Origin of the sequence: Allopontixanthobacter confluentis (assembly GCF_009827615.1) — a bacterium.
In the GTDB taxonomy this organism is placed as follows: domain Bacteria; phylum Pseudomonadota; class Alphaproteobacteria; order Sphingomonadales; family Sphingomonadaceae; genus Allopontixanthobacter; species Allopontixanthobacter confluentis.
This window is the reverse complement of the sequence record NZ_WTYU01000001.1, coordinates 1,526,052-1,538,488: the sequence shown is the minus strand read 5'-3', so window position 1 is coordinate 1,538,488 and position 12,437 is coordinate 1,526,052. Positions and strand designations below refer to the sequence as shown.

Below are 12,437 nucleotides of genomic sequence, written 5' to 3'. Positions count from 1 at the left end.
GAGTGCTCATGGAGCAGGTGAAATGGAGTCGTTGGCAGATAGTCCGCTTTTCCTGCAATTCGCACCGGAAGCGGACGGTCCGTTTGCGGCCCAATTTCGGGCTTCAAGTTCTATTCGATCAAATGACATGTTTTCGGAAACGGTCTCGCTGTCGCTCATTTCTGTTTTTGGGTCGAAAGCGGTCGGAAATTTTAGACGGTAAAGCAAGCTGAGCGAGAGGATTTGCCACCTCCCGCTCAGTGCTGAGATTTACGAATATGCGCCTTCCGAATAGGTCAGTTCGTAGCTGTGGCTGTAGACCTCGAAAACGATGCCGAACGGATCTTCGACGTAGCACATGCGATAGGGCTTCTCGCCGGGGTAATATTCACGAATGGGCATGCGCTGCTTGCCGCCTGCCGCGATGATCTTTTCGACCAGCCCCTCGACGTCCGGATCCTGCACGCAGAAGTGGAACGTCCCGTGGCGTTTGTGGTCGAGATTGCTGTCGGGTGCGTAATTCTCGGGGAACTCGAAGATCTCGATGCCTACACGGTCGGCCGTCGGGAGATGGGCGATCTTTAGCGACTTCCAGTAAGGACCGAACACATCCGTGCACATGACGCCGATCGGGCTTTCGTCCTCGAACACCTCGGTTGGTTCCATAATGGTGTAAAGGCCGAGGACTTTGGTGTAGAATTTGACGGCAGCCTCGAGGTCGGGAACCGAGAGACCGATATGCGAGAAGGTCGTGGGCGATAGGTTCATGGTTTATCCTTTCAATGTCCGCCCCCCCGATATCGACCTTCCGCGCAACAATTTGAAATTATAATCTGGTATAAGTATGATAACACTGTGTTATGACAGAGCTCAATTCGCATTGGCTGAGATCTTTCACCGTCCTTTGTGAGGAGGGCCACTTCACGCGCGCTGCCTTGCGGCTCAACATGACCCAGCCCGGGATGTCCCAGCACATCGCCAAGTTGGAACAGCAGCTGGGCAAATCGCTGATAGAGCGGGATACGCCCGGTTTTGTCCTCACCGAAGCCGGCGAGAAGACCCTTTCGATGGCGCGTGCACGTTAGCGCGAGGAGCGGGAGTTTCTCGAAAGCCTGGAGGATGAGGATCGAGGAGTGGTCAGCGTTGCCTGTTCGGGCAGTTTCGCGATGCTGCTCTATCCCAGCTTGCTTGCCTGGATGGCCGGGGCTCCGGAAATCTCAGCGCTTCTGACCGCGGCGCCCGAAGAGAGCATCGTCTCCGCGGTTTTGGCAGGAACCTATGATGTCGGCATAGTTGGGGATGCACCGCGCCACCCGCGTCTGGCAGCGAGCACTTGGGCCCGGAACCTCTCGACCTGACCTTGGCGCTCGAATGGGAAGGGCGCCTACCCGAGTTCGAGAACCTGCAAGCGCTGGGCCTCGTCCAGCACCCCGGCGGGGCATTATATGCCGATGCGGTTCTCGGAGCCAACTTTGCCAGCGAATACCGCGGCGCAGAACGCCTGCCCGTCCGCAGCTTTGTAAATCAGATAGGCCAGATCCCCGCGCCGGTTGCGCAAGGATTAGCCTATTCGATCCTTCCCCGTAGCGGGGTCCTGGCTTTCCCGGAGCGCAAAAAACTATCGATCGCGTCATTACCTCAACCCAGCATCCTCCAACTTCACCTCATCACGCTGAAGCGGACGACCCGCTCACCGCGGGTTGAAAATCTGGCTCGTCTGATCAGAGTCGAGGCTGGCAAGCTAAAATTCTGAGCAGCTGCTATTGGGTCGCTTTCTGCCGGCCTGCTTTTATCACAAACCCAAGATATGCTGATAGTTTCCTTTTGGTTCAATACAAAACGCTACTGCACGGCAGGAACCGGACAAATGTTTGACGTCGTCAATGCAAAGGGTCAGCCAGAGCTTTCCAGCAATGATCAAACCACTCAATTAAAGGCGAATAGTAACTTTGCACATAACTGCCGAATTCCCCCTCCTATCAAACTTCTGCTATCGGATACCCGTTTTTGCTTTGACGAGCGGACAATATGACTTGCCCGCTCCCGATTCACTATTTTGATGTGGGTTGTGGGACGATCCGTACTTCCAGCAGCCTGTCGTCGATCAAGTATTTGCGCGCTGTAGCCTGGATTTCATCGGCCGAAATCCCGTCCACCAGAGCTATACGTTGACGCCAGCGATTCAGGCGTTCGGGCTTCGATTGGGCTACGGAAGTCATGCCGACCCAAGCGCTATTCTCACGATCCTGTTTTTCCAACTGTTCAAGCAATGGCTTGCGTGCCCGCAAGATTTCATCTTCGCTCAAAGGCTGATCTCTCAGCTGTTTCGAAACGTCGTGAATGGCTGCGTAGATACCTTCCATTTTTGCTGGATCGGCGACAGCAAACCCTGCAATAAACCCGTAATCCGGGTAGACACTCGAAGCTTCCGAAAAGGCCTGCGTCGTATAGCTCGCCCCCAGTTTCTCGCGGATCTCATCATTGAGTAGAAGACCCATCGCTGCGGCTAACAAGTCGCGCGCAACATCATCTCGCTGGTCGCTATCATCGTCTGTAGGCCAGACGGCCAACGCCAAGCCCTGGTCGGGCTGTCCATCATGATAAAGCATGATGGGAGCCTTGTCCGCTGGGAATTTGACAGCGCGCAATTCAGCCGCCGCGGGCGCGGATGATGCGCGTGGCGGCAGCGCTCCGAAAGTTTCAGCTACGATATCGATTGCAGACTGTTCGTCGATATCACCTACAACCGCCAATTCGATCGCGCCATGCGCCAGCTGATCCCCGATCAGGCTTTTGACTTTTGCCATATCCATCGATGCCAGCTCATCCGGAGTGCCGCGGCCAAAGCGGCTGTCTCCGCTTGCCAGCACACGAGCGAAATCGCTTTGCAGTACCGAAATAGGCGATGCCTTTGTTTGCGTGTTAATGGTCGGCAGGGCGTTCTGCCACGCAGTATCGGCCTCCGGTCGGTAACCGGGATTGGTAACCAGGGCGGCCAGTATCTTCATCTGCATTCCAGCATCTTCAGCGGTTGTCACACCGGATGAAGCCACCGCATCCTGGTTGGCAATCAAGGCAAGGTTCACCGTCTTGCCAACCAGTATCTTCTGCAATTCCTGGACGTCATGCTCGCCCAGACCGCCTACTGCCATGACGTTTTGCATGTAAAAGTTCAGACCGCCGGAATTTGCCGACATCGAGCGCAGACCGTCTCCCACCCTGAGTGAATAGTGGACCTTGCCCGTTTCAAAATCAGTTTGCCTGATATTGAGGCGCACGCCGTTTTCGAATTGAATCGCGCGGATGCCAAGGTCGGCAATCGTGACGTCGCTTGCTATTTCGCCCGCTGTACCAAAGCCATCATAGGCAAATGCTTTTGCTGCGACCTCGACCGGGGCATTGACCGCCATCTGCTGACTTGCGTCCAGCGTGGATCGAATTGCGGTTTCAAAGTTTGCAACAGTCTCTTTGGACGTCAGAAACAGATTGTTCGGCCCACCTTCCCAGTTTTCACGAAAGGCCAGTGTCGTCGCTTCAGCGGTCAAAACGGGTCGAAGGGCATTAAACACCGCAAGTTGCCCGGCCGGCGTCATGACCACCTTCCGATCTACGATTGAGCCCATGATATTGTCCGCAATCACAGCATTCTTGCGGGTGTCTTGCTGTTTGGCCGCATTCTCGAATGAGGCTGTAATATTGGCAACCTGCTCCTCTATTTCGCTGTTGGTGAAGCCAAATTGCAGCGCGCGGCGCAATTCCTGCTCTCCCACCGTTACTGCGCTTTGCCATTCCCCCTCCTTGCCCACGACAAGAAACAGGCTTTGCATCGCTACTTCTTCCAATGGATTGAAGAGGGCAGCACCGCCCAGGATCGGGGCATCAGTCTGGAGAGCCAGTTTCTGGAATCGATCGGACATGATCCGTGATGCGACCATCAATTGCAGGGATTCGCGATTGGCCTCGATGCTGTTTGGATCGATTTGATAAGGCTTCGCCTTCTGGAAAATGGCCATCGTCTGCACCGATGGGTCACTGAAACTGCCCACCGTCAGGGCACTTGAAGGATCGATTAATCCATAATCCATCGATTTGCCCTTGGGGCCTGCCGGCTGCCAATCAGCGAATTCTTTCCGGACTTTGGCCTCCATTGCATCCATGTCAAAATCGCCAACGAGGACCAACGTGGTGTTCTCGGGCCGGTAATAGCGATTGTAAAAATCCTTGATCCGACTGGCAGGTGCAGTGCTGACGACTTCGACAGTGCCAATTGGAAGTCGCTTCGAAACCTGCGTTCCGGGCAATTGCATCGCAAGTTGCGCGACTGCGCTACGTAACCCTGCGCTGTTCCTTAATTGCCGCTCGGATTGGATGACCCCACGTTCACGTTCAACCGCTTCGGGCGTGAGTGTCAGGTTGCTTGCCGTCTCACGCATCAGCATCAACGCTGTATCGACTGCTTCGTCATTACTTACCGGAACATCCAGTTGATATGTGGTTTGCGTAAAGCTGGTCGTGGCGTTGGTGTCCGGTCCGAAGGATAGACCCTGACGCTCAAGCAGCTTGACCATTTCGCCCTCGGGCACATTCTTCGATCCGTTGAAGGCCATATGCTCCAGAAAATGGGCCAGGCCTTGTTCATTGTCCGCTTCTGCCAGAGACCCTACTTCCACATGCATACGCACGGACGTACTGCCCTTCGGCGTCTCATTTTTTCGAAGCGCATATTTGAAACCGTTTGCCAACATGCCATATCGGATCGCTTCGTCCTCCGGCAGGTCGACATTGACCACACCCCAAGAGCTTTCTGCGGCGGCAGCGGCCCGCGGTGTTGCTGCTGTTTGTGCAAATGTTGATGAGTGCATTGGCGCGGCAATTGCCAGCGCCAAGACGGACGCAGCGAGTAAATGCCGTTTGGCGAGAATTTTCATGAGCACTCCCAAGTTGAGAAAATAAACCACTAAATTGACCAGTAGAGGCAGTTTTATCGCGCGTTACTAGCTGCTTGAAATCGAATGGCAATAAACCATTGCGTTCATCTGTTCGGCCGTCAGCCCCCAATTACTTTAGAAAATTTTTGATGATTTCACGCTCACAAAAGTGGCATGAGATCGTTCTCCTACTGACGTGATCCCCAGCTTTCCTCCAGCTGGGATTAAAGCCGAGCACCGTTGTTGCGCATGAGCGCAGTTGAAGCAATGGGCTGCGTAGCGGAGCCCGTAGGGCTTAGCGCAGCAGGCCATTGCTTATCTAGTTCAGCGACGAATGCCGCCGGTGCCCTGTAGCCAAGCGATGAGTGCGGTCTCTCATGGTTGTAGCCTTCCACCCAGGCAGCGTCCTCGACCCGGGTATGCGCCAGGCTGAGGAACAGCGTCTCGTTCAGCAGTTCATCGCGCATCCGACCGTTGAAGCTTTCGCACAAGCCGTTCCGCATCGGCTTGCCCGGCGCGATGTAATGCCACTCCACGCCGATCTGGTCGCACCAAGCGAGAACCGCGTTGCTGGTGAGCTCGGTGCCAATGTCGCTGACGATCATCCCCGGCTTGCCGCGCTGGGCGATCAGCTCCGTCAGCTCGCGCACAACACGGCGACCCGAGATTGAGGTGTCCAGCACCGCCGCCAGGTACTCCCGGGTCACATCATCGACCACGTTAAGCACCCGGAACCGCCTGCCCGAAGCCAGCTGGTCGTGCACGAAGTCCAAGCTCCAGCGCTGGTTCGGTAGGGCGAGAACCGGAGCCGGCGCTCTGGTCCCCACCGCCCTCCTGCGGTTGCGCCGCCGCCTGACTGCCAAGCCTTCCTCACGATAAATACCCTGCGTTTTCTTCCGGTTGATCAACACGCCCTCCCGGCGCAGCAAGATATGCAGACGGCGATAGCCGAACCGGCGACGCCGGTTAGTCAGCTCGCGCAGCTTCTCACGCAACCCGGCATCATCGTCCCGTGTGGAACGGTAACGCATGCTCTTACGATGGGTACCGATGACACGGCACGCCCGCCGCTCACTCATCCCGTGACAAGCCTGGAGATGAGACACAGCTTCCCGCTGCGCGGCGGGCGTCAGAACTTTTTTGCCAGCAGGTCGTTGGCTGAGCCGCCCTTCGGGTTAGCGCAACGTTGTCCAGCATCGCGTCAGCCAGCAGCCGCTTCAGCTTCGCGTTCTCGCTCTCAAGATCATTCAGTCGCCGGGCCTCCGGAGCCAGAGGCGTGCACAGCACACACTTCCAGCCCGCCGTACTTCGACTTCCAGTTGCAGATCGTCGCTTCGGAAACCCCGTATCTCCGGGCCAGGTCAACGGTGTACGCGCCTGCCTCCGTCTCCTTCAGCATCCCGATGATCTGTTCCTCGGTAAACCTCGTTCTCTTCATCTCGTCCGTCCTTCTGTCAGGGCAGGACTCTAATCGAACTTGGAGGAAAATCAGGGGGTCATGTCTCGCACCCCCAGAGGTTAGACCATATCCATATGGTCTGAGAAGTGAACTGCATTGGCCAATGGTTTCAAAATGAGCGGTTTCGCCAAGGAGTTTAAAAAAGAGCTCGCCAACATCTTCATTGACAACATACTTACAAATTTCCGGAACGTGCCCAGCTTGCGCGGCGGTTGGAAGTGTGAAGCTAACCGGTATGGCGAGGCCGATAGCGGCAACATATCCAAGATACTTCTTCAAGTGTCATTCCTCTATATTTGTGGATTGGAGACAAGACCCGAACAAGTAAATTTACAAATCCGTCGGCATATTCCCTTTTTATCAATCATAAATACATAATGCAGATCAAAATTATAAAGGTTTTTTATAAACACAGTAATTAATCGCAGAGCCTAAAAAATGCGACTAACCAAATAAAAGTCAAATATTTAAGTTATTATTTTGAAAATCTTAGAAAATCACCAAACCACTGGGATTGTAGTTTCATTGCAAAACCCAATCCTTTGCGAGCCGATAATTGAATATTCCGTGGAAAATTTGAACTACGCGCCTCAAGATATGACTGCAGAAGCTAGCATCCCAGAGCTAATTTGATGAATTGAGCAGGTTCGAACGCTCGCGCCCCAGAATCGCTTCGGAGAAAATCTGTTCTCGTGCTCGTTTTAATTAAAACGGGAAGGAAAAATTTGGAATGTGAGAAGGCATCGCTTTGGCGAAGGGCTGAATGTCCGCTTTCGAGATGTGAGATTACTGTCGGCGATGACGGCAACTGGGTCATTAGTGGAATGGCCGCTATTTTGCGAAACAATGGAAAAGCGGACAGGCTCGTTCTCCTATGTCTTCTGCCTGATGCCACCGTCAAAAAGGCGTTAATCGGGCGCAGTCGGTTTGCAATCCGGCCTGCCGGGCCTATCCCTGTCGGCGGGTCGGACCAGCAGCGCATTGCGTTGCTGCACAAGTGTCGGCCCCGGAAATTTCCCGGCGCTGGCTAGCATGAGGGGAAAAATCGTGAAGAAACTAACAACAATACTGGCCGCCAGCAGCCTGTTCCTGATGCCGCACATGGCAGGGGCGCAAGATGCGCCGGAACGGGTGGTGACCGTCATGCACGCAGCGCCGGGCAAATATCTGGAACTGGTCGAATGGCTGGCGCAGATCGACCGTATTCGGACAGAGGCCAAGCTGGCCCCGCGTGAAATCTACCGTCATCGCAATGGCGCGAATTGGGATTTTCTGGTGATCGAGCCGCCGTTGGTCGCCAATGAAGACGACTTGATGGATGCCGCGGCGAAAAAGCTCAACATCAAGGCTGACCCCGGCGCCTTCCGCCGGATTGTGATGGACCATGAAGATACCGCCGTGGGCGGCCCGACCACAGGAACCGCTATTCTGGCAGAAATGCAGCAATAGTCATGGACGCGGTCTTCTGATCTCGGGTACTTGCGACCGGATGATCAACTTTATCAGAATGATGGTGGTGCTGGCGGCGGCCCTGCTGACCGCTGCTTGCGCCACCGATCTGACACAGGCCCGCAGCCCTTGTGTGCGCGAGCCGGGTGGCTGGTGCGGTTTCACGCGCGATTTTGCAGTCCGGACGTGGGAATATGCCCAGCTGGCCAATGACACCTATGATGATGAAGAAAAATTCGCTGCCTTGCCCGAAGGGATCACGCAGGTGGAGAATGACGGCAATGGCGACGATGGCATTGCCTACGCCGTTTATGACCGCATGTCAGACGGGAAACTGGCCGAACGCATCATGGCTTTTCGCGGTACGGAATTCAGCTTTGACGACTGGTTCGCCGGCAATCTGAGCGGGCGCCAGAACGATGGCGGAATGGCGGCATACCAGCAGTTGCGCCAGCAGCTGGATGATGCCGGCCACGCCGATGTGCCGATTTCGGTTGCTGGCCATTCGCTGGGCGGAGCCATTGCGGCCCATATCGCCTTGCGGGCGGACAATGTGAGTTCATACGCTTTCAACCAGTCGCCGCGGTTCACCATTCCTGAAGTGGCGGCTGTCAGTCGGCGGCTGGCAGTGACCGAGCGCGGCGAGGCACTGGGCGGCGTGCGCGACCTGTTTCGCGATGCGCCGCAGGATATGCTGATCATCAATTGCCGCCCCAAGGGTGCGCCATGGAAAGATCATTCCATCCGCAAACTGTCGGAATGCCTCACCTGGATTGCGGCCTATGACGATCCGCGTGCGCTTGCCTCGGTCAGGGCGAACGGTATTTTGCGCCCCTTCGTGCAATGCGGGGATCGCACTCAGCCGCACCCGGGCCGCAGCGCAGATGGCGGCATGGTCATATGCCCCCACAATCCCCGTTTCCGCGACAAGCAGAAATGATGCGGCAGCAGGCAGCGTTGAAGGGCCATCGGCCGGGTTAGAGACCGGCCTGGACCAGCCAGTCGTGAAACAACCTCACCGGCCGTTCTGCCAGCGCCTGCGGGCGGCAGACAAACCAGTAGCTGTAGGGGCTTTCCACATCCACATCATACAGACGGCGCAGGCGATTGTCTGACGCGCGTTTCATATGATCGTCATGCATGATGGCAATGCCAAGGCCCTGCGCGGCGGCTTCCAGCAGCAACTGGCCTGAATCATAATGGTCAATGGCGACCGGATCGAGCGTGTCGAGATGCAATTCGTGTTTCCACGCTTCGAAACTGTCGGGCAATTCGTTGTGGATCAGGAAAGTCTGTTTGGTCAGCAGTTCCTGCACCGGATTGGGGCCAAGCAATTCCGCCATTTCCTGGCTGCAGATGGCATGGACCATATTGTGGTCAAGGCGCACCGCATGAAGCGCGGTGGACGGGCCGCGTGACAGGATGATGGCCGCATCCAGCGTATCGCCAACCCGGTCTTCCAGATGCGGGCCAGTGTCGATGTCGATATGCAGCAGCGGATGCAGCCGCCGCAATTCCTGCATCCGCGGGAACAGCCGCTGGCTGCCGAACAGCGGCAGGACCCCAAGGTGCAGGCGCAGCAGGGACAAATTGTCAGACTGGCTTTCCACTGCGCGGGCCAGCGCTTCCAGATGGGGGGCAACAGCTTCGTAAAAGGCGTGGCCTTCATCGGTCAGTTGCATGGACTGGCGCGCACGGGTGAACAGCTTGCGGCCGACAAAATCTTCCAGATTGCCGATCCGCCGGGACAAGGCAGACGGGCTGAGGCCCAATTCGTCAGCCGCGGCGCGCGACGAACCCAGCCGCACAGTGCGGATGAACGCTTCTAATGCGCGTAGGGGGGGAAGACGGCGAACGGCCATGCCAGCAAGATGTGTCGGTCAGCCGCATTTGTCGAGTGGTGTCTTCGCAGTTGCGAAACAATTTTCCGCTTCTGTACCGTAAGCCCCGCCATTCCGCCCGCTATACCATCAGCCTTCTGCATCTTCTTCTGCCACCGGCGGATGCAGGCGCAGGCGCTTTACATGCGTGTCATCGGCAGCGGTGATTTCCATTTTCCAGCCGCTGGGATGGGTGACGATGGCGCCTACCTGGGGCACCTGTTCGGCCAGCACAAAGGCAAGTCCGCCCAGCGTATCGACGGATTCTTCCACTTCAGCCAGACGCGGATCGACCTTTTGCGCCACATCATCCAGTTCAGCGCGGGCGTCACAGTCCCACATGCCTTCACCGATTGGCACAATCAGCTCTTCGGCGATGTCATCATGTTCATCCTCGATATCGCCGACAATTTCCTCGACCAGATCTTCGATGGTGATGATGCCATCGGTGCCGGAAAATTCATCCACCACCACTGCCAGATGGATACGGCGGCTGCGCATATCGGCCAGCACATCCAGCGCATTGCGCGATTGCGGCACATAAAGCGGCTGGCGCATCAGCACGGTCCAGTCTGCAGGCGGCGTGTTTTGCCGGGCAAGAAACGGGAACACATCCTTGATGTGGATCATGCCGATCACCTGGTCCAGCGTATCGCGGTAGACCGGGAAGCGGGAATGACCATGTTCGGCAAATGCTTCGACCATTTCCTCCCAGCTTGCAGTGGCGGGCACCGCGACAATCTCGCCGCGCGGAATTGCTACGTCATCTGCGTCATGTTCGCTGAAATGCAGGAGATTGCGCAGCATCTGCCGTTCGACGCCGGAAAGGTCGCCATTACGCGGTTCGTCCGTGTCGGATGGATGCTCGTCCTCATGCTCGTCGATCGCGTCCTCAAGCTGGGCGCGCAAGGACCGTTCGCCGTCATCGGACTCGAAAAATTTGCGAATTGCGAGCCAGAGCCCGCTTCTACTATCCGCGTCTCCGGCGGAAGATTCTATCTCGGGCATGGCCCTGTGTCATACTCCAACAAATAGCGGCGCAAGTGCCGCGATATTAATATCGGCTGCTGGCTAACATTGGCCAGTTAATATCGGCCCACTAATATGGGTCGTCTATGCCCATAATCGCAAGTGCAGCAATTTCCAATGCTTCCATTTCATCAGCCTGCTGTTGGCAATGGACATGGTCATGCCCGGCAAGATGCAGCAGCCCATGGATTATCAGATGGGCGGCATGATGTTCCAGCGATACGCCTTTTTCACAGGCTTCGCGCGCGCACGTCTCATGGGCCAGTGCAATATCGCCAAGCATTTCAGGCGGTCCGTCAGTGGCCAGATCCAGCAATTCGTCACGCGCCAGCATGGGGAACGACAGGACATTGGTGGGTTTATCCCGTTTGCGCCATTCACGGTTGAGCGCGTGGACTTCCGCATCATCGGTGAACAATATGCTCACTGACAGGCGCGGGTTCGCCAGTTCGGGCGCGACTTTCGATGCTGCATCCGATGCATGTTTTGCCAGTTGGAGCAGGTTGTCCCCGCTCCATGGCTGTTCCAGATCAATGTCAAGTTCCATGTCCGTTTGGCTGTGGATCAGGCCGCTTTATCCGGATCAGGCCCTTCATAGGCCTCGACAATCCGGCCGACGATGGGATGGCGCACCACGTCTGCGCGGGTGAACCGCGTAACGCCAATGCCTTCAACGCCTTCCAGCCGTTCCACCGCGTCAATCAGGCCGGACATCCGGTCACCGCCGGGAATGTCGACCTGACGCGGATCGCCGCACACGACCATGCGGCTGTTCTGGCCAAACCGGGTGAGGAACATCTTCATCTGTTCGCGCGTGGTATTCTGCGCTTCGTCCAGAATGACGAATGCATCGGCCAGGGTGCGTCCGCGCATGAAGGCAATCGGCGCAATCTCTATTTCGCCGCTGGCAATCCGGCGTTCCACCTGTTCAGGCGGCATGCAATCATACAGCGCATCATACAGCGGACGCAGATAGGGATCGACCTTTTCCTTCATGTCGCCGGGCAGGAAGCCCAGCTTTTCGCCCGCTTCGACAGCAGGGCGGGAAAGGATCAGCCGCTGTACGCTGCCGGTAATAAGCTGGCTGACAGCCTGCGCCACGGCCACATAGGTCTTGCCTGTGCCGGCCGGACCAAGTGCGAAAATCACGTCCTCGCGCGACAATTGCCGCATATAGTCGATTTGCGTGGCAGACCGCGGCACAATGGTTTTCTTGCGCGTGCGGATCATGATCGGCGGCGTATCGGGCGAACCGCGCAGCAGCCCTTCCAGCATGGGTTCATTGGACATGGCAATCAGCGCCTCAATCGCACCGGAGCCCAGATCCTGCCCCATGGCAAGCCGGTCATACATCTTGTTCAGAACATCACGCGCACGGGCCACGGAATCTTCCGGCCCTTCGATCTGCAGAACATTGCCGCGGGCGGAAATAAACACGCCGAGGCGGTTTTCCACCTGCACCAGATTCGCATCAAACTGGCCGAATAGCGGCACCAGTAGCGACTGGTCATCAAAAGAAACATCCACCTTTGCGCGGCGAATCTCTCGCTGCGGAATGGGGGAAGGTGAAATCGCCTGTTCGGCGCGGGCAGGTTTACGGGCCATGCGCTCCTTTCGTCTATCCCGACAAAGATAAGCGCAGTTACGCCAGAGACAAGCGGGCAGCCGCAGCAGGGCGGGGGAAAACTTGTGCAGAGCGATCTGCACCCTGCC

9 protein-coding genes and 2 pseudogenes are annotated in these 12,437 nt (G+C 56.5%); 4 read left to right on the top strand and 7 right to left on the bottom strand.

The annotated features are described in order from the left end of the window. Window positions 1-249: 249 nt before the first annotated feature. Window positions 250-747: a lactoylglutathione lyase family protein gene (locus tag GRI44_RS07250; protein ID WP_160600730.1), complete on the bottom strand. Its 498-nt coding sequence runs from the start codon at window positions 745-747 to the stop codon at window positions 250-252. A 92-nt stretch (window positions 748-839) separates the two neighbouring features. Here GRI44_RS07250 and GRI44_RS07245 point away from each other — a divergent pair, with 92 nt between their 5' ends. Next, window positions 840-1,064, top strand: coding sequence for a LysR family transcriptional regulator (locus tag GRI44_RS07245; protein WP_160600728.1), 225 nt, complete (start codon window positions 840-842; stop codon window positions 1,062-1,064). A gap of 81 nt (window positions 1,065-1,145) precedes the next feature. After that, window positions 1,146-1,732, top strand: a pseudogene (locus GRI44_RS07235) (substrate-binding domain-containing protein). A gap of 298 nt (window positions 1,733-2,030) precedes the next feature. Here the strand turns inward: GRI44_RS07235 and GRI44_RS07230 are convergent. Next, window positions 2,031-4,907 carry a M16 family metallopeptidase gene (locus tag GRI44_RS07230; RefSeq protein ID WP_160600722.1) on the bottom strand — a complete coding sequence of 959 codons (2,877 nt, stop codon included), beginning with the start codon at window positions 4,905-4,907 and terminating at the stop codon, window positions 2,031-2,033. A 224-nt stretch (window positions 4,908-5,131) separates the two neighbouring features. Continuing rightward, window positions 5,132-6,345: pseudogene (locus tag GRI44_RS07225) on the bottom strand (IS3 family transposase). A 1,068-nt stretch (window positions 6,346-7,413) separates the two neighbouring features. Here GRI44_RS07225 and GRI44_RS07220 point away from each other — a divergent pair. Together GRI44_RS07220 and GRI44_RS07215 are read left to right on the top strand one after the other, a co-directional pair. Beyond that, window positions 7,414-7,815 carry a hypothetical protein gene (locus tag GRI44_RS07220; RefSeq protein WP_160600720.1) on the top strand — a complete coding sequence of 134 codons (402 nt, stop codon included), beginning with the start codon at window positions 7,414-7,416 and terminating at the stop codon, window positions 7,813-7,815. A 40-nt stretch (window positions 7,816-7,855) separates the two neighbouring features. Further along, window positions 7,856-8,755 carry an alpha/beta hydrolase family protein gene (locus tag GRI44_RS07215; RefSeq protein WP_160600718.1) on the top strand — a complete coding sequence of 300 codons (900 nt, stop codon included), beginning with the start codon at window positions 7,856-7,858 and terminating at the stop codon, window positions 8,753-8,755. A 37-nt stretch (window positions 8,756-8,792) separates the two neighbouring features. Here the strand turns inward: GRI44_RS07215 and GRI44_RS07210 are convergent, their stop codons facing one another. The 4 genes from GRI44_RS07210 to GRI44_RS07195 all read right to left on the bottom strand — a co-directional run bounded on the left by GRI44_RS07210 (window position 8,793) and on the right by GRI44_RS07195 (window position 12,329). Then, window positions 8,793-9,677, bottom strand: coding sequence for a LysR substrate-binding domain-containing protein (locus GRI44_RS07210; RefSeq protein ID WP_160600716.1), 885 nt, complete (start codon window positions 9,675-9,677; stop codon window positions 8,793-8,795). Window positions 9,678-9,785: 108 nt separating this feature from the next. Continuing rightward, window positions 9,786-10,703: a hemolysin family protein gene (locus GRI44_RS07205; protein WP_160600715.1), complete on the bottom strand. Its 918-nt coding sequence runs from the start codon at window positions 10,701-10,703 to the stop codon at window positions 9,786-9,788. Between the two features lie 91 nt (window positions 10,704-10,794). Beyond that, window positions 10,795-11,271 carry an rRNA maturation RNase YbeY gene (ybeY, locus tag GRI44_RS07200; protein WP_160600714.1) on the bottom strand — a complete coding sequence of 159 codons (477 nt, stop codon included), beginning with the start codon at window positions 11,269-11,271 and terminating at the stop codon, window positions 10,795-10,797. Window positions 11,272-11,288: 17 nt separating this feature from the next. Next, on the bottom strand, window positions 11,289-12,329 hold the full coding sequence (locus tag GRI44_RS07195) for a PhoH family protein (RefSeq protein ID WP_160600713.1): 1,041 nt from the start codon (window positions 12,327-12,329) through the stop codon (window positions 11,289-11,291). Window positions 12,330-12,437: the final 108 nt, after the last annotated feature.

Bases quoted from the DNA above. Each gene is read 5' to 3' on its own strand.
- GRI44_RS07250 (WP_160600730.1), bottom strand. From the start codon at position 747: ATGAACCTATCGCCCACGACCTTCTCGCATATCGGTCTCTCGGTTCCC.
- GRI44_RS07205 (WP_160600715.1), bottom strand. From the start codon at position 10,703: ATGCCCGAGATAGAATCTTCCGCCGGAGACGCGGATAGTAGAAGCGGG.
- GRI44_RS07230 (WP_160600722.1), bottom strand. From the start codon at position 4,907: ATGAAAATTCTCGCCAAACGGCATTTACTCGCTGCGTCCGTCTTGGCG.
- GRI44_RS07215 (WP_160600718.1), top strand. From the start codon at position 7,856: ATGATCAACTTTATCAGAATGATGGTGGTGCTGGCGGCGGCCCTGCTG.
- GRI44_RS07195 (WP_160600713.1), bottom strand. From the start codon at position 12,329: ATGGCCCGTAAACCTGCCCGCGCCGAACAGGCGATTTCACCTTCCCCC.
- ybeY (WP_160600714.1), bottom strand. From the start codon at position 11,271: ATGGAACTTGACATTGATCTGGAACAGCCATGGAGCGGGGACAACCTG.
- GRI44_RS07245 (WP_160600728.1), top strand. From the start codon at position 840: ATGACAGAGCTCAATTCGCATTGGCTGAGATCTTTCACCGTCCTTTGT.
- GRI44_RS07210 (WP_160600716.1), bottom strand. From the start codon at position 9,677: ATGGCCGTTCGCCGTCTTCCCCCCCTACGCGCATTAGAAGCGTTCATC.